Source organism: Streptomyces sp. NPDC104371 (genome assembly GCF_055583785.1).
In genome coordinates this window covers 941,018-962,907 of sequence record NZ_JBVJNF010000002.1, presented here as the reverse complement: position 1 = coordinate 962,907, position 21,890 = coordinate 941,018, and the positions used below count along the sequence as shown (strand labels likewise).

General features: G+C 70.4%; 20 protein-coding genes. 13 read left to right on the top strand and 7 right to left on the bottom strand.

Going from position 1 to position 21,890, the window contains the following annotated elements; translation table 11 throughout:
- Positions 1-43: 43 nt before the first annotated feature.
- The 4 genes from ACZ60T_RS10160 (at position 44) to ACZ60T_RS10145 (ending at position 7,128) form a co-directional block, all read left to right on the top strand.
- The gene (locus tag ACZ60T_RS10160; protein WP_469665500.1) at positions 44-1,675 is read left to right on the top strand and encodes a serine/threonine-protein kinase; all 1,632 of its coding nucleotides are present in this window, start codon (positions 44-46) and stop codon (positions 1,673-1,675) included.
- Positions 1,676-1,794: 119 nt separating this feature from the next.
- A complete protein-coding gene (locus ACZ60T_RS10155) occupies positions 1,795-3,516 on the top strand; it encodes a serine/threonine-protein kinase (protein WP_469665499.1) in 1,722 nt (573 codons plus the stop codon).
- An 81-nt stretch (positions 3,517-3,597) separates the two neighbouring features.
- Positions 3,598-5,253 carry a succinic semialdehyde dehydrogenase gene (locus ACZ60T_RS10150; RefSeq protein WP_365634505.1) on the top strand — a complete coding sequence of 552 codons (1,656 nt, stop codon included), beginning with the start codon at positions 3,598-3,600 and terminating at the stop codon, positions 5,251-5,253.
- A 54-nt stretch (positions 5,254-5,307) separates the two neighbouring features.
- Positions 5,308-7,128 carry a GMC oxidoreductase gene (locus tag ACZ60T_RS10145; protein WP_469665498.1) on the top strand — a complete coding sequence of 607 codons (1,821 nt, stop codon included), beginning with the start codon at positions 5,308-5,310 and terminating at the stop codon, positions 7,126-7,128.
- 114 nt (positions 7,129-7,242) lie between these two features.
- Here the strand turns inward: ACZ60T_RS10145 and ACZ60T_RS10140 are convergent, their stop codons facing one another.
- Together ACZ60T_RS10140 and ACZ60T_RS10135 are read right to left on the bottom strand one after the other, a co-directional pair.
- Positions 7,243-8,358, bottom strand: a complete 1,116-nt coding sequence (locus tag ACZ60T_RS10140; protein ID WP_469665497.1) for an LPXTG cell wall anchor domain-containing protein — start codon at positions 8,356-8,358, stop codon at positions 7,243-7,245.
- 501 nt (positions 8,359-8,859) lie between these two features.
- A complete protein-coding gene (locus tag ACZ60T_RS10135; protein ID WP_252424699.1) occupies positions 8,860-9,159 on the bottom strand; it encodes a chorismate mutase in 300 nt (99 codons plus the stop codon).
- Positions 9,160-9,523: 364 nt separating this feature from the next.
- On the opposite strand from ACZ60T_RS10135, the gene guaA reads away from it, so the two are divergent.
- The 3 genes from guaA (at position 9,524) to ACZ60T_RS10120 (ending at position 13,490) form a co-directional block, all read left to right on the top strand.
- On the top strand, positions 9,524-11,116 hold the full coding sequence (gene guaA / locus ACZ60T_RS10130) for a glutamine-hydrolyzing GMP synthase (RefSeq protein WP_469665496.1): 1,593 nt from the start codon (positions 9,524-9,526) through the stop codon (positions 11,114-11,116).
- A 264-nt stretch (positions 11,117-11,380) separates the two neighbouring features.
- Positions 11,381-12,670, top strand: coding sequence for a hypothetical protein (locus ACZ60T_RS10125; protein WP_365635035.1), 1,290 nt, complete (start codon positions 11,381-11,383; stop codon positions 12,668-12,670).
- A gap of 289 nt (positions 12,671-12,959) precedes the next feature.
- Positions 12,960-13,490 (top strand): DoxX family protein, encoded by a 531-nt coding sequence (locus tag ACZ60T_RS10120; protein ID WP_469665495.1) that lies wholly within the window; start codon positions 12,960-12,962, stop codon positions 13,488-13,490.
- Between the two features lie 15 nt (positions 13,491-13,505).
- Here the strand turns inward: ACZ60T_RS10120 and ACZ60T_RS10115 are convergent, their stop codons facing one another.
- Both ACZ60T_RS10115 and ACZ60T_RS10110 read right to left on the bottom strand, forming a co-directional pair.
- On the bottom strand, positions 13,506-13,751 hold the full coding sequence (locus tag ACZ60T_RS10115) for a hypothetical protein (RefSeq protein ID WP_469665494.1): 246 nt from the start codon (positions 13,749-13,751) through the stop codon (positions 13,506-13,508).
- Entirely contained in the window at positions 13,738-15,141 is a 1,404-nt protein-coding gene (locus ACZ60T_RS10110) for a PspC domain-containing protein (protein ID WP_469665493.1), read from the bottom strand. Before ACZ60T_RS10110 ends, ACZ60T_RS10115 begins: the two co-directional genes overlap by 14 nt.
- Before the next feature lie 287 nt (positions 15,142-15,428).
- Here ACZ60T_RS10110 and ACZ60T_RS10105 point away from each other — a divergent pair, with 287 nt between their 5' ends.
- The 3 genes from ACZ60T_RS10105 (at position 15,429) to ACZ60T_RS10095 (ending at position 18,142) form a co-directional block, all read left to right on the top strand.
- Complete coding sequence (locus tag ACZ60T_RS10105) at positions 15,429-16,022, top strand: hypothetical protein (RefSeq protein WP_469665492.1); 594 nt, start codon at positions 15,429-15,431, stop codon at positions 16,020-16,022.
- A 102-nt stretch (positions 16,023-16,124) separates the two neighbouring features.
- Positions 16,125-17,411, top strand: coding sequence for an ATP-binding protein (locus ACZ60T_RS10100; protein WP_469665491.1), 1,287 nt, complete (start codon positions 16,125-16,127; stop codon positions 17,409-17,411).
- A complete protein-coding gene (locus ACZ60T_RS10095; RefSeq protein ID WP_469665490.1) occupies positions 17,408-18,142 on the top strand; it encodes a LuxR C-terminal-related transcriptional regulator in 735 nt (244 codons plus the stop codon). The genes ACZ60T_RS10100 and ACZ60T_RS10095 overlap by 4 nt, the downstream gene beginning before the upstream one ends.
- Before the next feature lie 115 nt (positions 18,143-18,257).
- Here ACZ60T_RS10095 and ACZ60T_RS10090 read toward each other — a convergent pair whose 3' ends face one another.
- Both ACZ60T_RS10090 and ACZ60T_RS10085 read right to left on the bottom strand, forming a co-directional pair.
- Positions 18,258-18,584 (bottom strand): toxin-antitoxin system YwqK family antitoxin, encoded by a 327-nt coding sequence (locus ACZ60T_RS10090; protein ID WP_469665574.1) that lies wholly within the window; start codon positions 18,582-18,584, stop codon positions 18,258-18,260.
- A gap of 109 nt (positions 18,585-18,693) precedes the next feature.
- Positions 18,694-19,128 carry an ATP-binding protein gene (locus tag ACZ60T_RS10085; RefSeq protein WP_469665489.1) on the bottom strand — a complete coding sequence of 145 codons (435 nt, stop codon included), beginning with the start codon at positions 19,126-19,128 and terminating at the stop codon, positions 18,694-18,696.
- Positions 19,129-19,257: 129 nt separating this feature from the next.
- Here ACZ60T_RS10085 and ACZ60T_RS10080 point away from each other — a divergent pair, with 129 nt between their 5' ends.
- From ACZ60T_RS10080 to ACZ60T_RS10070, 3 genes are read left to right on the top strand one after another with little or no spacing between them, the layout of a single operon-like run.
- Entirely contained in the window at positions 19,258-20,076 is an 819-nt protein-coding gene (locus ACZ60T_RS10080; RefSeq protein ID WP_469665488.1) for a helix-turn-helix domain-containing protein, read from the top strand.
- Positions 20,073-20,321 carry a DUF397 domain-containing protein gene (locus ACZ60T_RS10075; protein WP_469665487.1) on the top strand — a complete coding sequence of 83 codons (249 nt, stop codon included), beginning with the start codon at positions 20,073-20,075 and terminating at the stop codon, positions 20,319-20,321. The genes ACZ60T_RS10080 and ACZ60T_RS10075 overlap by 4 nt, the downstream gene beginning before the upstream one ends.
- Before the next feature lie 13 nt (positions 20,322-20,334).
- Entirely contained in the window at positions 20,335-20,601 is a 267-nt protein-coding gene (locus ACZ60T_RS10070) for a DUF397 domain-containing protein (protein WP_469665486.1), read from the top strand.
- On the opposite strand, the gene ACZ60T_RS10065 is transcribed toward ACZ60T_RS10070, so the two are convergent.
- Positions 20,585-21,607: a C40 family peptidase gene (locus ACZ60T_RS10065; protein ID WP_469665485.1), complete on the bottom strand. Its 1,023-nt coding sequence runs from the start codon at positions 21,605-21,607 to the stop codon at positions 20,585-20,587. The genes ACZ60T_RS10070 and ACZ60T_RS10065 overlap by 17 nt on opposite strands.
- Positions 21,608-21,890: the final 283 nt, after the last annotated feature.

Genomic DNA, 21,890 nt, shown 5'->3' with positions numbered 1-21,890 from the left:
GGCGTCCCGGAGGGCGGACCTCCGTTGGGGCATGATGGGGCGCATGACGACCGAGGGGCAGAACGCCCGTGTGGTAGCGGGGCGTTACCGTCTGGAGGAGCGGATCGGCCGCGGCGGCATGGGCGTTGTGTGGCGTGCTGTGGACCAGTTGCTCGGCCGTCAGGTCGCGGTCAAGGAACTCGTCCTGGACACCTCGCTCTCGGGCGACGAGGCCCGTCTGTACCGTGAGCACACGCTGCGCGAGGCGCGCGCGGTCGCGCAGTTGCGACACCCGCACATCATCGTCGTCCATGACGTCGTCGAGGACGACGAACGCCCCTACCTCGTCATGGAGTTGATCGGCGGCGGATCGCTGGCCGAGCGTATCGCCACGCACGGCCCGGTCGACGCCCGCGAGGCCGCCCGGATCGGCGTCGGTCTGCTGGGGGCGCTGCGCCGCGCCCATGACGCGGGTGTGCTGCACCGCGATCTCAAGCCCGCGAACGTCCTCGTGGAGGCGGGCACCGACCGCGTCGTCCTCACCGACTTCGGTATCGCGCAGGTCGCGGGCGCCACGACACTCACCGAGAGCGGCTCCTTCGTCGGCTCGCCCGAGTACACCGCGCCCGAGCGGATGTCGGGCGAGCGGACCGGGCCCGAGTCCGATCTGTGGTCGCTGGGCGCGCTGTTGTGCACCGTCCTGAGCGGCGCGTCCCCGTTCCACCGCGACTCGCTCGGCGGCATCCTGCACGCGGTGGTCGTGGACGAGATCCGCCCGCCCGCGCAGGCGCAGCCCATCCTGCCCGTCGTCCGCGGGCTGTTGGAGCGCGATCCGCGACGGCGTCTGGACGCGGCCGAGGCGCAGCGGCTGTTGGAGGAGTTCCTGGCGACGGGACGTATGCCGCAGGCGCCGGTGGCGTACCCGCCCACGCAGCGGGATGTGCCCCGGCACGTCGTACCGCCCACGTGGAGAGGGGAGTTCAGGCACGCGACGCAGCCCTCGGCGGGCGCGCCGCAGACCGGGCAGCGGTTCTCGCGGGGCGGGCTCGTCCTGACGGCCGTCGTCGCGGCCGTGGTGGGCGCGGGCGTCTCGGTGATGGCCCTGCTGTGGCGGGACGACGGCACCATCGGTGACCTGCCGAGGAGTTCGGCACCGCAGCGCCCGTCGGTCAGCGCGAGTGTGACCCGGCACTCGCCCCCGGGAACCGCGCCCGTGCCCGCGCCGACCGGCGCGTCGCCGTCCGCCGCCCGTACGGCGCCCGAGGGATATCGACTGGCCCACGATCCCGGCGGGTTCTCGCTCGCCGTGCCCCACGGCTTCACGCGCAGTCCGCAGGGCGAGGGGGTCTTCTATCTGTCGCCGGGGCGGACCTTCCGGATCGGGATCAGGACGGCGGACCCCGAACCGGGCGGCCCGCTCGCGGTGATGCGCCGCGCCGACGCCGCCGGGCCGTCCACGGAGCCGGGGTACCGCGACAGCCGGGTCACCAAGACGTCGCACCACGGACAGCGGGCCGCGCTGAGGGAGTTCAGCCGGAACGGGTCCACCGCCGCAGGGGGTCCCGGGCGCACCGTCGACCTGTGCTGGGAGGAGGGCGGCCGGATGTACGAGGTGTGGGTGTCGGCGCCGGTCGGCAGGGTGCGGAAGGCGAAAGAGTACTTCGACGCCGCGGTGGACACGTTCGTACCGGGGTGAGTCGGAGACGCGCTCGTACCGGGGCGAACCGGGAATAGGCGACGCGTCGGGTCACGGGTGTGTGACCGCGTCAGAACCTAGGTGGCTGACGGGGTACGGGGTGCGATAAGCATGACCGTATGAGTCATCAAGGGGGAGGTCCTCGCCGCTCCGACCAGCCGACGAGCTTCGGCTTGCAGCCGCCGCAACCCGGCGTCCCGGTCCAGGCGAACCCGTACGTCCGACAGCCGCAGGAGTCGCAACCGCAGCAGCCGCAGCAGCCGCAAGCGGCGCCGCCCCCGCCGAGCACCCCCACCGTCGACGTGCCCGAGGTACCGCGCGAACCGGGGGCCGGACGGCTCATCGCCGGGCGCTACCGGTTGCTCTCCAAGCTGGGCCACGGCGGCATGGGCACGGTGTGGCGGGCCAAGGACGAGACGGTGGACCGGGAGGTCGCCGTCAAGGAACCCCGGGTCCCGGACCATCTGCCCGAGCGGGAACGCGCCAACGCCTTCGAGCGGATGCGCCGCGAGGCACGGGCCGCCGCCCGCCTCGACCACCCCGGCGTCGTGAACGTGCACGACGTGGCGGTCGTGGACGGGCAGCCGTGGATCGTGATGGAGCTGGTGCGGGGCCGGTCGCTGGGCGCCGCGCTCCAGGAGGGCACCCTCGGGGTGCAGGAGGCCGCGCGGATCGGCCTGGAGGTGCTCGGCGCCCTGGAGGCCGCGCACGCGGCGGGCATCCTGCACCGGGACGTGAAGCCGGACAACGTCCTGCTCGGCCGCCATGACCGGGTCGTCCTCACCGACTTCGGCATCGCGCAGATCGAGGGCGAGACGAACCTGACGGACACGGGCGGCTTCGTCGGCTCGCCCGAGTACACCGCGCCGGAGCGGGTGCTGGGCCGCCGTCCCGGCCCCGAGGCGGACCTGTGGTCGCTGGGCGTGGTGCTGTACGCGGCGACGGAGGGCGTCTCGCCGTTCCGCCGCACCAACCCGCCCGCCACGCTCCAGTCGGTCCTCAACTCCACCCCCGCGGCCCCGGCCGCCGCCCGCGGCCCGCTCGCCGACGCCATCAACGGACTGCTCGAGAAGGACCCGGCGCGCCGCCCGAAGGCCGCCGAGGTCCGCCGTCTGCTGGAGGAGGCCGCCACCCCGCCGCAGCCGACACAGCCCATCCAGTTCGCGGTCCCGGCGGCCCCCGCCGTGGCCCCCGCCGTGTCCGGCGGCGACAGCGGTGGCGGCATCCGTATCGGCCGACGGACGCTGATCGGGCTGGGCGCCGGGATCGTGGCGGTGGCGGTGGCGGCGTATCTGGTGATCGCGAAGCCGTTCGCGGGCCCGCTGCCCGACCACTGGAAGAAGCATCCGGAGAAAGCGCTGGGGGCCACCGTCGCGGTGCCTGAGAAGTACCAGGTGATCAGGCCCAAGAAGGACACCGACGACCAGAACTGGGTGACATACGCCGACCCGAGCGGCAGCATCCGGGTCGTTCTGGAGCTGACGAGGAAGTCCGACGACTCCACGGACAAGATCAAGGACTCGTCGATGGCGGAGATGTACGCCGACAGCGACGACTTCAGGGACAGCGGCTCCTACGAGCTCGACATGCCCAAGGGGCCGAAGATGGTGCGGGAGGAGACCAAGTACCACGGCAGACAGGCCGCCGAGAACACGGTCTCCTACATGACCGACGACAACGACAACCCGAGCCCGCGCGAGCTGAAGATCTTCTACTACAAGGACTCCGCGGGCAACATGTACAAGCTCACGATCGGCTACCCGGGCGACGGGGACTTCACGGCCCGTGGTCGCGAGGTGGCGGACGCGGCGATCGCGAACCTGGAGATCGACCGCCCGTAGACCGCCCGTGGACCATGCGTGGCGCGCCGAGTTGTTACCCACGGGTACCCAAAGCCTCCCGTCCGGCATACGCTGCGGCTCATGACGGACTCGCAAGCCCCGGACAAGGCCACGGACACGACCGGTACGGGTGCGGCCGGTACGGGTACGGTCGGCACCAACCCCCTCGCACCCGCCCCCGCCGGTGTCCGCACAGCCGCCGACGTGGTCACGCCGGAACTCGTCGCCCATCTCACGAAGGGCGTGGTCGGCTCCGGCCGTACCGCCAACCACACGCCGTACACCGGCGAGAAGCTGGCCGACCTGCCCGAGTCCACTCCGCAGGACGTGGCGGAGGCCTACGAGCGGGCCCGCGCCGCCCAGCACGCCTGGGCGGCGACGCCCGTACGGCAGCGCGCCGCCGTCCTGCTGCGCTTCCACGACCTGGTGCTCGCCCGCCAGGCCGAGGTGCTCGACCTCATCCAGCTCGAGACCGGCAAGGCCCGCCTCCACGCCCACGAGGAGGTGCTCGCCGTCGCGATCGCGGCCCGGCACTACGGCCGCACCGCGCCCTCGTATCTGCGGCCGAAGCGGCACACGGGCGCCATCCCGATGCTCACGCGCGTCGACGAGCTGCGCCACCCGCGCGGTGTCGTCGGCCAGATCGCGCCCTGGAACTACCCGCTGGAGCTGTCGGTCGGCGACGCGCTCCCCGCGTTCGCCGCGGGCAACGCGGTGGTGATGAAGCCCGACACGGAGACCTGCCTGACCGCGCTGTGGGCGCGGGACCTGCTGATCGAGGCCGGTCTGCCCGCGGGCGTCTTCCAGGTCGTCCTCGGTGACGGACCGGTCGTCGGCCCGGAGGTCGTGCGCCACGCCGACTACGTCTCCTTCACCGGCTCCACCCGTACCGGCCGCGAGGTCGCCCAGGGCGCCGCCGCCCGCCTCGTCGGGGTCTCGCTCGAACTCGGCGGCAAGAACGCCATGGTGGTCCTCGAGGACGCCGACATCGACAAGGCGGCGGCCGGTGCCGTACGCGCCTGCTTCTCCTCGGCGGGCCAACTGTGCATCTCCGTCGAGCGGTTGTACGTCCACGAGGCGATCGCGGACGCCTTCCTGGAGCGGTTCGCCGCCCGCACCAAGGCGATGCGGCTCGGCACGTCCCTGGCGTACGGCGCCGACATGGGATCCCTGGTCGGGGAACGCCAGTTGGAGACCGTGACGCGGCATGTCGAGGAGGCCGTCGCCAAGGGCGCGAAGGTGCTGGCGGGCGGGGTCGCCCGGCCGGACATCGGCCCGTACTTCTACGAGCCCACCATCCTCGACGGTGTCGAGGCGCCGATGGCGGTGTGCGCCGAGGAGACCTTCGGCCCGGTCGTCTCGATCTACCGCTTCACGAGCGAGGACGAGGCGGTCGAGCGCGCCAACTCCACCCCGTACGGCCTGAATTCCTCGGTCTGGACGAAGGACGGCCGCCGCGGCAGGGCGCTCGCGGCCCGGCTGCGCACCGGCACGGTCAATGTCAACGAGGGCTACGCGCCCGCGTACGGCAGCGTCCGGTCGCCGATGGGCGGCATGAAGGACTCCGGCCTCGGCCGCCGCCACGGCTCCGAGGGCATCCTCAAGTACACCGAGGCCCAGACCGTGGCCCACCAGCGGCTGCTGCCGATGGCGCCGTCGCTCGGCATGGACCACGAGCAGTACGCGACGTTCATGAGCCGCAGCCTGAAGGCGATGAAGACGCTGAGGTTCCGCTAGGACCTCGGCAGGGACCACCACGCCCCCGACGCGCACACTCGACGAGGAGAGCACGTGCCACAGGAGACCGCTGCCCAGCCGCCGGAGGACACCTCACCGGAGGACACTTCGTACGACTACGACGTCATCGTCGTCGGCTCCGGCTTCGGTGGCTCCGTCACCGCGCTGCGCCTGACGGAGAAGGGCTACCGCGTCGGAGTGCTGGAAGCCGGACGCCGCTTCACCCGCGACTCCCTGCCCAGGAACTCCTGGGATCTGAAGAACTACCTGTGGGCGCCCGCCCTCGGCCTGTACGGCATCCAGCGCATCCATCTGCTGGGCAATGTGATGGTGCTGGCGGGCGCCGGGGTCGGCGGCGGCTCCCTCAACTACGCCAACACCCTCTACGTACCGCCGAAGGCGTTCTTCGAGGACCCGCAGTGGAAGGACATCACCGACTGGCAGGCGGAGTTGGGGCCGTACTACGACCAGGCCCGGCGCATGCTGGGCGTGCGGATCAACCCGACCCTGACGCCCTCGGACGTCCATCTCAAGGCAGCCGCCCAGCGGATGGGCGTGGGCGACACCTTCCACCGGGCGCCGGTCGGGGTCTTCTTCGGTGACGGCGACGACGCCGACGGAACGGCCAGGGCCAAGCCCGGCGAAGAGGTCGCGGACCCGTACTTCGGCGGCGCCGGGCCGACCCGCCGGGCCTGCACGGAGTGCGGCGAGTGCATGACGGGCTGCCGCCACGGCGCGAAGAACACCCTGGGCGAGAACTACCTCCACCTCGCCGAGAAGGCGGGCGCGGTCGTCCACCCCATGACGACGGTGGTGTCGGTCACCGACGACTCCCGGGGCGGTTACGCCGTCGCGACCCTGCCGACGCACCGCAAGCGCAAGGGCCAGGGACGGACCCTCACCGCCCGCAGGGTCGTCATCGCGGCGGGCACCTACGGCACACAGACACTGCTGCACCGCATGAAGGCGAACGGCCAACTGCCCTACATATCCGACCGGTTGGGGGACCTGACCCGGACCAACTCGGAGGCGCTGGTCGGCGCGCAGACCGACGACCGCCGCTACGGCAAGGCGCATGGCACGGCGAAGGCCGACTTCACGCAGGGCGTGGCGATCACGTCCTCGGTCCACCCGGACGAGAACACGCACATCGAACCGGTCCGCTACGGCAAGGGCTCGAACGCGATGGGCAGTCTGTCGATCCTCCAAGTGCCGTACGCGGAAGGCTCGTCGCGCGCCCTCGGCTGGCTCGCGCACGTGGCGCGCCACCCGTGGCTGACGGTGCGCTCCCTGTCCAACCGCAAGTGGTCGGAGCGGACCATCATCGGCCTGGTGATGCAGTCGCTGGACAACTCCCTGACGACGTATCTGAAGCCGAAGGGCGTCGGCAAGGGTCTGTTGACCGCCCGTCAGGGCCATGGCGCGCCCAACCCGAAGCAGATCAAGGCGGCTTCCGAGGCGGCCTCCGCGCTCGCGGCCGAGATCAACGGCTTCGCGGGCAGCAACGTGGGCGAGCTGATGGGCACACCGCTGACCGCGCACTTCCTCGGCGGCTGCCCGATCGGCGCCTCGCGCGAGAGCGGCGTGATCGACCCGTACCACCGGCTGTACGGCCACCCCGGCATCTCGGTGGTCGACGGCGCCGCGGTCTCGGCGAACCTGGGCGTCAACCCCTCCCTCACGATCACGGCCCAGGCCGAGCGCGCGATGTCGTACTGGCCGAACAAGGGCGAGGCGGACCCGCGTCCGGCGCAGGGCGAGGCGTACGTCCGCGTCGAGCCGGTCCGGCCGCTGCGCCCGGCGGTGCCGGAGGAGGCGTTCGGGGCGCTGCGGCTGCCGCTGCTGGGCATACCGGCGGTGCCGCCGAAGAAGTAGCGCCCCCGCAGCCGGACTTCGGAACACAGAAGAAGGACCTGTGCCCCCCTCCGAGCCCAGGTCCTTCTCCTTGGTGCGCGGCGCGCGAGGCGCCTGACGCAGTTCCGCTACGGGTCAGGCCACCTGGCCACCCGTCTTACGGCGACGCACGGCGAACACGACACCGGCACCGGCGACGACGGCGACACCGCCGACGAGACCGATGGTCGGCAGCATGGACGAGGAACCGGTCTCGGCGAGAGCGCCGGTGACCTCCTTGGTGGCCCCGCCCTGCGGCTGCACGCGCTTGTCGACGGCCGTCTTGGGCTTCTTGCCGGTCGGCTTGGCCTCCTTGACGTCACCCGGCGTCTTGCTGCCGGCTCCGAGCACCTCGAAGTCGTAGAAGTCACCGTTGCCGTAGCAGGAGCCGCCCTCGCCCGCGTACACGGCCTGGCTCAGCGCGAACGACGAACCCGCCGGGGCCGACGCCTTGACGCTCGCCCGGAGGTCGAGCGTGGCCGTGGTGTGGGCCTCGAGGGAGCCGAGGATCGCGGAGAAGGTGCCCGTGAGGGTCGTGTCCCCGATGGCCTCGTGGTACGTGTTGTTCCACGAGCCGTTCTGCTTGACCTGGAGGGTGGCCAGGTCGAGCGAGAGCGAGTCGTCGGGGTTGGTGTCGTCGTTGTACTCCGTGAACGCGTTGACCCAGACGTTCTTCAGGTCCTTGTCGGAGTCGTTCTTCACGACGAACTGGAAGTTGTGCCAGCCCGAACCGGCGACGATCTTGCTCGGCAGGCCGGAGATCGTGCCCGTGAGGTTCTCGTCCAGCTTCAGCGACTTGCAGTCGTTGTACGGGTCGAAGCCGTCGTCGTCACCGACGCTCGCGCTCGGGCTCGGGGAGACCGGGGCGCTCTCCGAGGCGGAGGGGTCGGGCTTCTCCGAGGGCTGGGTGCTCTCGGGGGCGGAGGAGCTGGGCTCTCCCGCGGGCGGGGTGCTCTCCGGGGCGGAGGAGGCGGGCTCGTCCGCGGGAGTCGTCTCCGGGGCGTCCGGCGTTTCGTCGTCGGCGGGGGTCGTCTCCGGAGCGGCCGGGCTGCTCGACGAGGTGCCCGCCGGCTCCTCGTCCGACGCGAACGCGACCGGAGCCGAGAGCAGAGCGAGCGGGGCTATGACAGCCGTCGCGGCCGCGGTGACCATGGCGCGGCGAAGCTTCATGAAGACCTCGAAACGTTTGGTGCGCCGCTCTACGTGACGCATCTGGGGAGGCCTCCGCGTGTGGGGCGCGGGTGTGGCCCATGATTCACACAATGCGACCTGTGAATCCTGTAAAGGGTTGCCCGCGCCTTGACGGAAATCTTATGTGAGGTGGATCACGGTCCCTGGCCACGATCCCTCCACGGTCCCTGGAGCGCCGTCTTCCGGGGTGCATCCACCCGGTAGCCGTCTTCTGCGGCGCATCCGTCCAGTACGACCCGCCGGCCGGTCCCGGGCGTCCCCGGGACCGGCCTCTCTGGTGACCGGACTGCTGTCCCCTGCCGTCCGGTCACACCCCTGGAGCGAGGTCCCACGACGCACGGCGATCCGTACGTCTCATCACTCCAGCGGAGCCACGCGTGGTTCTCTCGGGCCCGCCCCTGGCTGGAACGGACACCGGGACCAACGAACCCCTCGCGGCCCCGGTCACGCTCCGTACGGGTGAGAGGGCATCCGAACGTGGGTGCGCCGGACGGCACGTCAGGGGCAGGTCCGCACGGGTGCTCAGACCCGGCCGCGGCTCAGTTCGAGCAGCGTCATCGCGAGGGCCGTGCCGGGCTTGCCGAGGGCGTCGCGGTAGCGGCCGAGGATCTCCATCTCGCGGGAGAGGTTCACCCGGCGCCCGCCGGAGGTGATCCGGGCCTCCTGGATGACGGCGGAGACCGCCATGCGCTCCTGCACGAGGCCGATGATGCGGTCGTCGAGCGCGTCGATGCGCTCACGTGCGCCGCAGATCACATCGGCGGCCTCGGGGGTGCGGGCGCCGGTCTGCTCGGTGGCCGGCTGGTCGGTGATGGCGGTCATGCGGGGGCTCCTCGGGGATCGGGATGAGGTGCCCGGACCGGCATGGTCCGCAAACGTCAGGCGCCCCGGACCATGTGGCCCGGGGCGCCTGGGGAAGTGCTTGGCGTTGGCTCAAGCAGCACGACCATGGCAGCCGGCGGGCCGGTTGCCATAGGTAAAGAGGAAGGTCGTGTACGTGAGCATGGGGCCAGTATGCCCCGGTCGCGGGTCGTGTCCAAACGGGTTCGCATGGTGAGACCGGGCACAGTCCCCCGCGGTACGGCGGTCGCCCGGGGCCGGGGCCCGCTCAGCGCGGAAAGGATCTCTGGGCGCCCCGTTAGAATTGGACCTGCCAGACCCCCGCCCAACCGCCGGAAGGCACCCCGTGTCAACAGCGACCCCCGCTGCCGCCGCCGCACCCGACACCGTCCTGGTCGTCGACTTCGGCGCGCAGTACGCCCAGCTCATCGCCCGTCGCGTCCGTGAGGCCCGGGTCTACAGCGAGATCGTTCCGAGTTCCATGCCGGTCCAGGAGATGCTCGCCAAGAACCCGGCGGCGATCATCCTCTCCGGCGGACCCTCCTCGGTCTACGAAGAGGGCGCCCCGACCGTCGACCGCTCCCTGTTCGAAGCCGGTGTCCCGGTCTTCGGCATGTGCTACGGCTTCCAGCTCATGGCACAGGCCCTCGGCGGCACGGTCGACAACTCCGGAGCGCGTGAGTACGGCCGGACGACGATGACCGTCTCCAGGCCGTCCTCCACTCTCTTCGAGGGCACCCCCGACGAGCAGGCCGTGTGGATGTCCCACGGCGACGCCTGCTCCGCCGCCCCCGAGGGCTTCACCGTCACGGCGTCCACGGACGTCGTCCCGGTCGCCGCCTTCGAGAACGACGAGAAGCGCCTCTACGGTGTCCAGCACCACCCCGAGGTCATGCACTCCACGCACGGCCAGCAGGTCCTGGAGCACTTCCTGTACCGGGGCGCGGGCCTGAGCCCGACCTGGACCACGGGCAACGTGATCGAGGAGCAGGTCGAGGCGATCCGCGCGCAGGTCGGCACCAAGCGCGCCATCTGCGGGCTCTCCGGCGGTGTGGACTCCGCCGTGGCCGCCGCCCTCGTCCAGAAGGCCATCGGCTCCCAGCTCACCTGCGTCTACGTCGACCACGGTCTGATGCGCAAGGGCGAGACCGCCCAGGTCGAGAAGGACTTCGTCGCGGCCACCGGCGTCCAGCTCCGGGTCGTCGACGCGGAGAAGCGGTTCCTCACCGCGCTCGAGGGTGTCTCCGACCCCGAGGAGAAGCGGAAGATCATCGGCCGCGAGTTCATCCGCGTCTTCGAGCAGGCCCAGGCGGAGATCATCGCCGAGGCCGGCGCGAGCGGCGAGCCCGTCGAGTTCCTCGTCCAGGGCACGCTCTACCCGGACGTGGTCGAGTCCGGCGGCGGTACGGGCACGGCCAACATCAAGTCCCACCACAACGTGGGCGGTCTCCCCGAGGACCTGGAATTCCAGCTCATCGAACCGCTCCGCAAGCTCTTCAAGGACGAGGTCCGCATGGTCGGACAGGAGCTCGGCCTGCCGGAGGAGATCGTCCAGCGCCAGCCCTTCCCGGGCCCCGGCCTCGGCATCCGTATCGTCGGTGAGGTCACCAAGGAGCGGCTGGACCTGCTCCGCGAGGCCGACGCCATCGCCCGCGAGGAGCTGACCGCGGCCGGTCTCGACCGCGAGATCTGGCAGTGCCCGGTCGTGCTGCTCGCCGACGTCCGCAGCGTCGGTGTCCAGGGCGACGGCCGGACCTACGGCCACCCGATCGTGCTGCGCCCGGTCTCGTCCGAGGACGCCATGACCGCCGACTGGTCCCGGCTCCCGTACGACGTGCTCTCGAAGATCTCGACCCGGATCACCAACGAGGTCCGCGACGTCAACCGCGTCGTTCTCGACGTGACCTCGAAGCCCCCGGGCACGATCGAATGGGAGTGAGCCTCGGGCTCATCCCCGCCTGAAGAGGTGGAACCGCCGCGGCGGTTCCACCTCTTTCGCGTACACGGCCCCGTACCAGGGCTGTTGGGAAGCTCCGGACCAGCGCCTTTCGCGGCGGTCAACCGACGGCGCGCTCATTCACCCGTCCAGACCGGACCTGGCGGACGCGCGGCGTGTCCCGTACGGCACAATTCGCTGTCATCGCAGGGTAGTTGCGATGACGGTCATGACGGGGTGAACCGGCGCGGGAAGGCGGCAGCGGGCGTGGCGGTGCAGGAGGCGAGGCAGGGCGCGGGGTACGGCGGCGGTCCGGACGCGCACGAGGGCGGCTGCACCTGCGGGGACTGCCCGCACGGTGCGCGCGAGGGGCACCGGCGTGCCGTCGCCGAATTCCTCGCGAAACGCGAGGAGTTCGCGTCCGGGCGAGGGCTGCCCGCCGCCGTCGCGTACTCCGCGTCCGCGTCCCGCCAGTGGGTGTCCGACGAACTCACCCAGTCGGCGGACGTCGTCGCCGAGCGGAGCCGCGCCGACGGCGAGGCCTGGCTGGGCCTGCTGTGGCGGCGCACGGCGTTCACGGTCTGGTTCGCGGTGGTCGCCCTGCTGCTGGCGCAGGCGCTGACGGCCATCGGCGCCGGGTGGACCGTGGCCCGGACGGCCGGGCTGGTCGCGGCGGCGCTGGTGGGTATCGCGCTGACCGCCGCGGGGTATCTGCACCGCTCGCGCGGTGGCGCGCTCGCGCCCGTCATCGGCGAGGACAACCGGCTCTCCACCTCCCGCGCGGTGGCCGCCGGTTGGGTGCTGTTCGTGGTGTACGCCCTGCTGGTGCTGGTCGGTGAACTGGCCGCGGCCTCGGCCCACAGCCGACGCGACGCACTGATCGCCGGGCTCGATCTCGCCCGTGGCCTCGGGGTGGTGACGGTGGTCGCGATGGTCTGCGCGGTCGCCGTGCTCGTACGACGCGTGGTCGGACTGCGCGTGCTGGGCCAGCGCCTGCAGAAGGTGCGCGCCGACCGGCCGCGCGCGGCGGACCTGCTGACGGACGACTCCGGGCGCGGCAGCTTCGCCGACACCCAGTACGTGGTGATCAGCGCGGCGGCCCTGGTCTTCGCGGTGGTGCGCCTGGCCCGCCGCCCCGACCAACTCCCCGATCTGCCCTGGGGCCTGGCCCTGCTGGTACTGATCTCGGCGGGCACGTACCTCGCCGGGAAGTACGCCGAGGGCGGTCGCCCGGTGGTGCTCTCGGTGGTCCGGGCGCGGGAGGCGGGCGATCTGGACGCACCGATCCGCACGGGCGACGACATCGAGATCCGCGGCGCCGGCTTCGTCCCCCCGGGCGCACAGACCGCGGACCGCCTGTCCCGAATGGTGGTCCGCATCGGCACCGTCCATGTCCATGTCCCCCTGGTCCCCGTCCCCGGCGGCTTCAACAACCCCACGGACACCTTGCTGACCGTCCCCGTCCCGGTCGACGTCGAACCCGGCCGCGTGGACGTCCAGGTGGTGACAGCGGCCGGAGTGGAAACGAACCGAGCCACGATCGACGTCACAGACTGACCCCGAGCCCACGCACGGTCCGACTGCCCTGCGGCTCGCGTCGCACGGCCGATGTACCCGTACGGCCCCTTCGGGCGTCGCGCGGTGGGGGCGCGTGCGGGTCCGGGTTCGGGCGTTGTGCGTGTGGGCGAAGGTGCCTGCTCCGGGGGTCGGTTCGGCGTCCGGCCGCGGGGGCCGCGGGTGGCAGGAGGCAGGGAAGGGGGCGCTGCCCCGTGAGCGCGCTTGTCCTTTCGTACGTATGGTCTCGGAGGAGGACACGGACAACGGGGGACGAGAGGCGGCGTACACGATGGCTCAGAGCATGCGGACGGACACCACCCCCCATCTCGAGGTGGGACGCGACCGGCGGGACACGGTCCTGCGGTACGCCCTGCTTCCCCTTCGCGTCTTCCTGGGCATCACCTTCCTCTACGCGGGCCTGGACAAGCTCACCGACAGCGCCTTCATGCACGCCTCCGGTGCCGGCTCGCTCGGCGACCTGATGCGCAACGTCCGCGGCTCGTCGGCGGTCCCGGCCCTGGTCGACCTGGCGCTCAAGAGCCCGGTCGGCTTCGGCTACGCCATCGCCCTCGGCGAACTCGCCGTCGGCATCGGCACCCTGCTCGGTCTGCTGTCCCGGCTCGCCGCACTCGGCGGCGCACTGATCTCGCTGAGCCTGTGGCTGACCGTGAGCTGGGCCTCCAGCCCCTACTACTACGGCAACGACCTCGCCTATCTCATGGCCTGGATCCCGCTGATCCTCGCCGGTGCCCCCGTCTTCTCCCTGGACTCCGCCCTCCGCGCCCGCCGACGCCAATTCGTGGGCTGGTGGCCCCGGTAGACGAGCGGCAGCCGACTACGAGGCCGTTGTCCCTCCGCCGGACGCATCGCGGACTTCCTTGCGGGCCGCCAGGCCCCTGCGTATGGAACTGCCCACCATCCCCGTCACGGCCGCGAGGCAGAGCCCGCCCGTGACGATCGGGATGATCACGAACCAGGGAGTCTCCCAGGCGCCGCCCGCATCACCCAGGTAGGCGAGGCCCGCGACGGTCAGGAAGAGACCTGCCGTCAGCCGACCGGGCTGGAACTCATGACGCAGCACGGGCCACCTCCACCTGGCCGATCCCGACCTCCAGGAAGAGGTCGAGCGTGGCCGCGTTCTTCGTGGGAGAGTCCGGCGGCAGCGTCAGACGCTTGTACTCACCCAGCTTCACGTCCACATCCTTCTTGGCGCTGCCCGGCAACTGGATGTCACCGACCCCCGCGTTGATCCTCAACTCCACCTTCGCGTCCCGCGGGAGGACCACCTTGAGCCGGCCCACGCCCGTCTCCACCCGGGTCGTCACCGTCTGACCCCCGGCGAGCCGGAGACGGGTGAGGTCCAGAGTGCCCGTGCCCATCCCCAGGCGGTACTTCTCCTGGAGGGCCGCCGCGGACGCCGGTGCCCAGGTCGTGCGGTTCCACTGCGTGCTCACATCCTTCGGCAGGGCCGCAGACGCGGCGAGCAGACCCGCCGTGAGCACCGCGAGGAAGACCGAGCCCGCTCCCGTACGCCCCAGGAACGAACTGACCGCGATCCCCAGGCCGAACACCGTCAGTGCGGCGGCCAGGCCTATCTGGAGGCTTGTGGCGAGCGCGTGGTCGTCCCAGGCCAGGTGGGCGCTGAGCCCGCCCGCGAGCAGGGCGAGCAGGAACACCCGGCCGCCGATCCCGCGCGGACCCCGAGGCCTCGGCCGGTACTCGGCCCGTCTCAACCGGCCGTCCTTGCCGTCGAGGGCGATGTTGACCGCCGCCGTGACGTCACGATGGCGGGCGTTGCTCGGGCCCCACAGATAGCCCGTGCCGCCCACATGCGTGCCGTCCTTGACGATGGGGTCGCGCCACCAGGAGGGATAGGAGACGGGGACGGGCGGGGCCGTCGCCTCCGGTGGGGCGTCGGCGGCGGCCTGCGCGGCGAGCGGGTCCTGGGCCGTGGCGCCGCGCTGCCGCGACCAGTAGCCCGCGCCCGCGAGCAGTACGGACAGGACGGCGGCGAAGCTCAGCAGCCCGCCGTTCCCGAGCATCGACAGGAAGACCCCGCATCCGACCAGGGCGAAGAGCACCGCCGTCAGAGCCTGGCCGTCGACCCGGCCCGTCAGCATCTTGCGGACCGCGTTCTCCTCCTCGTCCTCGTACGGGACGAGGAGCCAGACGAAGCCGTAGAAGATCAGGCCGATGCCGCCGGTCGCGGAGAGCACGGCGAGCACGATGCGGAAGATCACCGGGTCCATGTCGCACTGCCGGGCCAGGCCCGAGCAGACGCCTGCCAGCGTCTTGTGCCGCCGGTCGCGGCGGAAGGGGCCCGGCCCCTCGGCCACGGCCGCGTCATCGGGCGCGGGGGCGCCTTCGGATCCCGAGGCGCGGCTGCGGGCGTCGGCGAACCCGCGAGCCTCCGGGCCCTCGCGCCCGGCAGCCTCGCTCCGCCCCGCTTCCGCGTGCTGCTGATCTGTCATGCGTCCATGGTCCCTGCCCGAGAGGCGCGGCGGCAGTCGGGATGACCCTGGCCGAACCCTGATATCTCGACGGACGGCCCTCCGGGGACTGTTCGACCACCGCGGTCAGGAAGATCAGGGACGTCTCGGGGGCCCACCCTGATGTCCGGGTGGGGCGGTCGTGTGACCATCTATGGCATGCCTGGCTCTGTCAGTGATGGTTGACACCAGTTGTCGATCGGGGACGACAGTACCCGGTCGTTGGCGGAGAGTGTTCAACAATCAGGATCACAAGACACTCGGGGGACTTGTTGTACAGCTTCTATTTGTTCGAAGGATCGTTCATACAGGGCGGCGGTGGTCGGGAGTTCGTCGAGGTCAGCCATGATCAGGCTGATGTCATGCAGGCGGCTGCTCGCTATGTCAGGGACGGCAGCTGGATCGGCGGGCACGGTGACACCTGCGAAATCCGTGTGTACCAGCACGGTGAGGTGACCTGGGAACAGCCCGTCTATCCGCTGACGACGGTGAAGATCCCTGGCTTCACCGAGTTCCGTTTCGACGATCAGGGGCGAAAGCTCGGCGGCCTCCCCGAGCCGGGGAGCGGCTACGAGCACCTCTCCAAGCTCGACCTTGAGGGGGCCGTGATCCCCGAGCTGGTGAACAAGCGGCCTGAGGAGGTGCAGGTGACGATCGACTGGGACAACCTCGCCTGGCCCCAGCTCGAACCTCCACTGCTCCCCCAAGACGCTTGTGTGCTCATCGATCTCGCACGCGGTACCGCCAACCGCGTCGGCGAGGGACTGGACGATGAAGAATTCGATGAGTACATCGAGGAACTGGAGGAGGAACTGGATGACGACCGACGCGTCGTCTTTTACGGCCTCAACGAATTGCTCTGAACTGACCGGTGTCAGTTCCCGTCGACATTTTCCGCCCCTGTGATCGTCAAGTGCTCCCGAAACTCGGCGATAAACGGTGTCGCTCGTTAGTTAGGAAGCCACATGCCGGACGCCGCAACCCTCCCACATGCCGAACCGCGGGCGCCGCGCAAGCTCTACCGCAGCAGCGACGGACGCTGGTTGGGGGGCGTGGCGCGGGGGCTCGCCGGACATCTCGGCCTGCCCGTGATCTGGGTCCGCCTGATCTTCCTCGGGCTGAACATGGCGGACGGCCTCGGCGCGCTCGTGTACGCGGCGTTCTGGTTCTTCGTCCCGCTCGGTGTGGGCGGCGTCGACGACCGGCGCCCCCTGGTCAGTACGGAGACCTCGCCCGACGGCCGCCGCAAGCTGGTGACCCGTAAGCCCGACCGCGGCCAGATCCTCGCCCTGCTCCTCATGGTCATCATGTCGCTGACCTTCGTGGGCAACGTCAACCTCGACAACGGCGCCAAGGCCTACCTCATACCCGCCGTCCTCGTCGCCGCAGGCGTCGCCCTGGTCTGGCGCCAGGCGGACAACGCGCGCCGCGCCCGCTGGGTGGAGGTCGGCAGCCGCCGGCGCACGCTCACGCTGCTGCGCGCCGCGGCCGGTGTGCTGCTGGTCACCACCGGCGTCTCCGCCATCTTCGTGCTCCAGGGCTCCGCGGCCCACCTCGGCTCGGTGCTCCAGGCGGCGCTCGCGGTCCTCGTCGGCATAGCGCTGCTCGCCGGCCCGTATCTCGTCCGCATGTCCCAAGACCTCTCCGAGGAACGCCTGATGCGCATCCGCGCCCAGGAGCGCGCGGAGGTCGCCGCCCATGTCCACGACTCGGTTCTGCACACCCTGACCCTGATCCAGCGCAACGCGGAGAACGCGGGCGAGGTACGCCGCCTCGCCCGCGCCCAGGAGCGCGACCTGCGCGCCTGGCTCTACAAGCCGGAGGGCACCGGCAAGGACGAGGAAGAGGAGCCGGACACCCTCGCGGAGGCGGTCCGGCACAACGCGGCGGAGGTGGAGGACAAGCACGGCGTCCCCATCGAGGTCGTCGTCGTCGGCGACTGCCCGCTCGACGAACGGATCGGCGCACAGATGCAGGCCGCGCGTGAAGCCATGGTGAACGCCGCCAAGTACGGTGGCGAGGGCGGTGCCGTCCAGGTCTACGCCGAGGTCGAGGGCAAGACGGTCTTCGTGTCCGTCCGCGACCGCGGCCCCGGCTTCGACCTCGACGCGATACCCGCCGACCGCATGGGTGTCAGAGAATCGATCATCGGCCGTATGGAACGCAACGGCGGCACGGCACGGCTGCGCGCGGTTCCGGACGGGGGCACGGAGGTCGAGCTGGAGATGGAGAGGGCGGAGAAGGCGACATGAACGACGCGAACGGGACCACAGGGCAGGCCGCTGCCGACGAGTCCGCGGTGATCGGCTCGGGCGTGGCCGGTCGGCATGTACGGGTCGTGCTGGTCGACGACCACCGTATGTTCCGTACGGGTGTGCGCGCGGAGATCGGCCGGACCGAGGAGACCGGCGTCGAGGTGGTCGGTGAGGCCCCCGATGTCGACCAGGCGGTCTCGGTGATCACGGAGTCGCGGCCCGAGGTGGTCCTCCTCGACGTCCATCTGCCGGGCGGCGGCGGGGTCGAAGTGCTGCGCCGCTGCGCCCCGTTGATGTCCGACGCCGAGCAGCCGGTCCGGTTCCTGGCGCTGTCCGTGTCGGACGCCGCGGAGGATGTGATCGGTGTGATCCGCGGGGGTGCCCGGGGGTACGTCACCAAGACGATCACCGGCTCCGACCTCGTCAACTCCATCTTCCGCGTACAGGAAGGCGACGCGGTGTTCTCGCCCCGCCTGGCCGGGTTCGTCCTCGACGCCTTCGCCTCGACGGACGCCCCGCCGGTCGACGAGGACCTCGACCGCCTCACCCAGCGCGAGCGCGAGGTCCTGCGCCTCATCGCCCGCGGCTATGCGTACAAGGAGATCGCGAAGCAGCTCTTCATCTCGGTGAAGACGGTCGAGTCCCATGTCTCCGCGGTCCTGCGCAAGCTCCAGTTGTCGAACCGTCACGAGCTGACGCGATGGGCGACGGCACGACGGCTGGTGTGACCACTGGTGTGATCGCTCGGTAGGCCTGCCTGCGGTCACACCGGTACGTCTTGTCCGACGAGCGGAAGAAGCCGCCTCGAGAGGTCTATGTCTTCACCGGGCGTGACATGCGTGTTCAATCGCCCTCTGCGTGCCACGCCCTCGTCGCGTTTCCGTCTTCATCCCATTCGTATTGCGTCAATTGTCGGAACCCGTTTTCGGTCATGACCGTACGCGCCGCTAGTTGCCCGTTCGGATGCCACTGCTGAAATTCACCGACGGGGAATCCTCTCCGTATCACCCCTTCTGACCGGAGAGTTCCGTTCATGTACCACTCGCGGACCGGACCGTGCTCGATCCCACTCTCGTATGTGATGAGGCTGATGAGCGTGCCGCGCTGGTATTCCACGGCCTCGCCTGTGAAGAGGGTGCCGCGGTAGAAGAGACGCTCACCCTCGTCCATGGTCACGTCAGGATCATCAATATCAATTCGGCGGAGGGCCATCAGGGAATCCAGTTCTCGGGGCCGGGGGATCCTTCAACCGGACGACGCCTCGCAGCCCTCACCGGTTTCACGCCCCAGCGGTGGCGAGTTCGAACCACACCTCCTTGCCGATGCCGCATTCCCTTCGCTCCGCGCCCCAGTCGTCCGCCAGGGTCGCCACCAGGGTGAGGCCTCGGCCCGTCTCGTCCTCCAGGGTCGGGGTGACCGGTGTCGGGAGTGTGTTGCTCGCGTCGGTCACCGTCATGCGGAGGCGGTCCTCGGTGAGCTCGCAGCGGGCCCAGATCTCGCGGCCGGGCGGGACCTTCGCGTGGCGGTACGCGTTCGTCATCAGCTCGCTCAGGAGGAGTTCCGCCGTCTCCGTCAACTCCTGCGGCAACTCCCATGACTTCGCCTGTTCACGGAACAACGTACGTGCCCTGCCCACGCTTCGCGCGTGACGCGGCAGGCGCCATTCGATGTCCTTCGGAGCCGTCGTGGGCAGCGGGAGTCGGGGAGTCTGCATGCGCTGTTCATCCCTTGAGTTGGAGCTTTCGCGATTCCGGGATCACAGTCCTCGCCTGTGCGTAGCCTCGCGAGCAGCGGCGCGGGTACAGCACGTGGGCGTACCTGCCTCGGACTCAGGGGAGGTTGTGTGGCGACCGAAGTGAACTCCCAACCGCCGATCGCCTGGCGGTACTGCGGCAGTCAGATCAAGATGTGGCGCGCGGAGGCCGGCATCGGTCGCGACGCGCTGGCCAAAGAGGCGGGGTACGACTACGAGTACGTCAAGTCCATGGAGAACGGCCGCCGTCGGCCCACGCTGCGGTTGTTGCAGATCGCGGACCAGGCGTGCGGGGCGGGCGGGAAGCTGGTCGCAGCCCAGGAGTACCTGAAGCCGGAGCCGTTTCCGGCACGGTCGCAGGAGTTCATGGCCATCGAGGCTGACGCCATCAGCTTCTCCTGCTATGAGCCGCTACTCATCCCCGGCTTGTTGCAGACACAGGAGTACGCAGACGCGTTGATCGGAGGCAGTTGCCCGCCCTTGGATGACGAGACGGTCGCTGAGCGCGTAGCAGCGAGGCTACGCCGACAGGAAGCTCTGACCCGACGCATCAGCGTGGTCTACGGCTTCTTGATCTACGAAGCGGCGCTCCGGACGGAAGTCGGCGGCAGCGATGTCATGAGAGCGCAACTCCTGCACCTCTTGGAAGTTGGCCGATTGCGCAACGTGCTGGTGCAGGTACTGCCAATTGGCCGGTGCGCCGGTGTTGCTCTTGCGGGGCCGATCGTGCTGCTGGAGTCGCCTGAGCATGACGTGCTTGCCTACGTCGAGGGGCCGGAGGTGAGTGTGCTGCACGCCAGTTCGGACAAGGTGAGCGCACTGAACCAAAGGCATGCCATGATGCGCATGCACGCGCTCAGCGTTGAGGAGTCGACCGAGTTCATCAGGAAGGTGGCGGAGGCGCAGTGAGTGACCGCCTGGCGTGGTTCAAGTCCAGCTACAGTGATGATCAGGGCGGCAACTGCCTCGAAGTCGCCCTCGACTGGCACAAATCGAGCTACAGCGACAGCCAGGGTGGCGCTTGCCTCGAAGTCGCCCCTTGCCCCCGTGCCATCCACGTCCGGGACTCGAAGCTCGGTTCTCGGAGCCCCCAGTTCACCGTCGCCTCGGCGGCCTGGGGTGCGTTCGTTGCGTATGCCCGTAGCGGCGCTTGAGGTTCGAGTGGCAATGAGCAGAGAACTGCGGTGGTTCAAGTCGAGCTACAGCGGCACTGAAGGTGGCAACTGTCTCGAAGTCGCCCTCGACTGGCACAAATCGAGCTACAGCGACAGCCAGGGTGGCAACTGCCTCGAAGTTGCCCCCTGCCCGCACACCATCCACCTCCGGGACTCGAAGCTCGGTTCTCGAAGCCCCCAGTTCACCGTCGCCTCGGCGGCCTGGGGTGCGTTCGTCGCGTATGCCCGTACCGGTGCTGGGGTTACGCCACTCGCGTAGCCCCAGCGAACGGCATCGAATCGACCGGGGCCAGGCGCACTGGGGCCGAGGGGTTCGGGGCGTGGATCATTTGGCCGTTGCCCACGTAGATCCCCACGTGGCTGACCCCGGAGTAGAAGAACACCAGGTCGCCGGGGCGGAGTTCGGTGCGCGTGACGCGGCGGCCCGCGTCGATCTGGGCGTAGGTCGTTCGCGGTAGGGAGAGTCCCGCCGCGCGGTAGGCGGCCTGCGTCAAGCCCGAGCAGTCGAAGGCCGTGGGGCCGGTGGCGCCCCAGACGTACGGGCTGCCGAGCTTGCCGTAGGCGTACGCCACCGCTGCCGCCGCTCGCCCGTTGGGCGCCTTCGCGGCCGACACCCGCCCCGTTCCCTCGTCCTTTGCCGTGAGCCGTGCCCGCTCGCTCCGGGTCAGCCGGGACAGCAGCCTCCGCGCCTCGCCCAGCTTCTGCTCGATCGTCCGCTTGTGGCGACGCAGTTCGGCCTGCCGCGAAGCCAGCGTGGCCAACTGCGCCTGCGCCGCTTCGCGTACCCGCTCGATCTCCCGCAGTTGCTCGCGTACGTCCGCGACGGCCGTGGCCTGCCTGCCGTCGACCCGCTCGGCGAACGCGGCGTCATCGAGATAGCGCTGAGGGTTCGAGGAGAGCAGGAGCTGCACGGAGGGAGCGATGCTCCCGTTGCGGTACTGCGCCGCCGCGGCCGAACCCAGCGCCTCCCGCGCCGTGTCGAGCCGGTCCGTCCTGCGCGCCGCCTCGTCGCGCAGCGCGTTCACCCGGCCCCGCGCCTGGTCCGCCTTCTCCTTCGCCCCGTCGTACCGCTGGGTCGCGACCTCCGCCTCCCGGTACAGCCGGTCGACCGTGGTCTTGACCTGCTCCGGAGACGGCTTCGGCGCGGCCTGCGCCGTCGTGCCGAAGCCGGTCGCGGAGGCCGCTCCCGCGAGGGCGATCGTGGCGGCGGTCCAGATCCTGCCGCCGCCGAACGAACGCTGTGGGGGTTTGCGGTGCGCTGCCACCTGGACGTCAGGTCCTTTCGTACGACCGCCGGGCCACGGGTGCTGTGACACGTCCGGCGGCGGCCCGCACAGGGGGGACGGGCCGCCGCCGCCGGTTCTCCTCGGCGGTGGTGTCCGGCGGCCACCCCTGGCCTGGGCGGCGGTGAGGAGCCGGTCACCTGGTGGAGGACGCTAGATGTCGCCGCGGTGACTCGGAGACGGGATGTCCGGAAATGGCCTGACCGGACTTCCGGTGACCGTATTCGACCGTGGGCCCCGACCGGGGCTGCCGCGTTCGCGCTGT

What these genes read in the sequence shown, in the direction of transcription:
- ACZ60T_RS10160 (WP_469665500.1), top strand. Translation starts at nt 44, where the DNA reads ATGACGACCGAGGGGCAGAACGCCCGTGTGGTAGCGGGGCGTTACCGT.
- ACZ60T_RS10155 (WP_469665499.1), top strand. Translation starts at nt 1,795, where the DNA reads ATGAGTCATCAAGGGGGAGGTCCTCGCCGCTCCGACCAGCCGACGAGC.
- ACZ60T_RS10150 (WP_365634505.1), top strand. Translation starts at nt 3,598, where the DNA reads ATGACGGACTCGCAAGCCCCGGACAAGGCCACGGACACGACCGGTACG.
- ACZ60T_RS10140 (WP_469665497.1), bottom strand. Translation starts at nt 8,358, where the DNA reads ATGCGTCACGTAGAGCGGCGCACCAAACGTTTCGAGGTCTTCATGAAG.
- ACZ60T_RS10135 (WP_252424699.1), bottom strand. Translation starts at nt 9,159, where the DNA reads ATGACCGCCATCACCGACCAGCCGGCCACCGAGCAGACCGGCGCCCGC.
- ACZ60T_RS10120 (WP_469665495.1), top strand. Translation starts at nt 12,960, where the DNA reads ATGGCTCAGAGCATGCGGACGGACACCACCCCCCATCTCGAGGTGGGA.
- ACZ60T_RS10110 (WP_469665493.1), bottom strand. Translation starts at nt 15,141, where the DNA reads ATGACAGATCAGCAGCACGCGGAAGCGGGGCGGAGCGAGGCTGCCGGG.
- ACZ60T_RS10100 (WP_469665491.1), top strand. Translation starts at nt 16,125, where the DNA reads ATGCCGGACGCCGCAACCCTCCCACATGCCGAACCGCGGGCGCCGCGC.
- ACZ60T_RS10095 (WP_469665490.1), top strand. Translation starts at nt 17,408, where the DNA reads ATGAACGACGCGAACGGGACCACAGGGCAGGCCGCTGCCGACGAGTCC.
- ACZ60T_RS10090 (WP_469665574.1), bottom strand. Translation starts at nt 18,584, where the DNA reads ATGGACGAGGGTGAGCGTCTCTTCTACCGCGGCACCCTCTTCACAGGC.
- ACZ60T_RS10085 (WP_469665489.1), bottom strand. Translation starts at nt 19,128, where the DNA reads ATGCAGACTCCCCGACTCCCGCTGCCCACGACGGCTCCGAAGGACATC.
- ACZ60T_RS10070 (WP_469665486.1), top strand. Translation starts at nt 20,335, where the DNA reads ATGAGCAGAGAACTGCGGTGGTTCAAGTCGAGCTACAGCGGCACTGAA.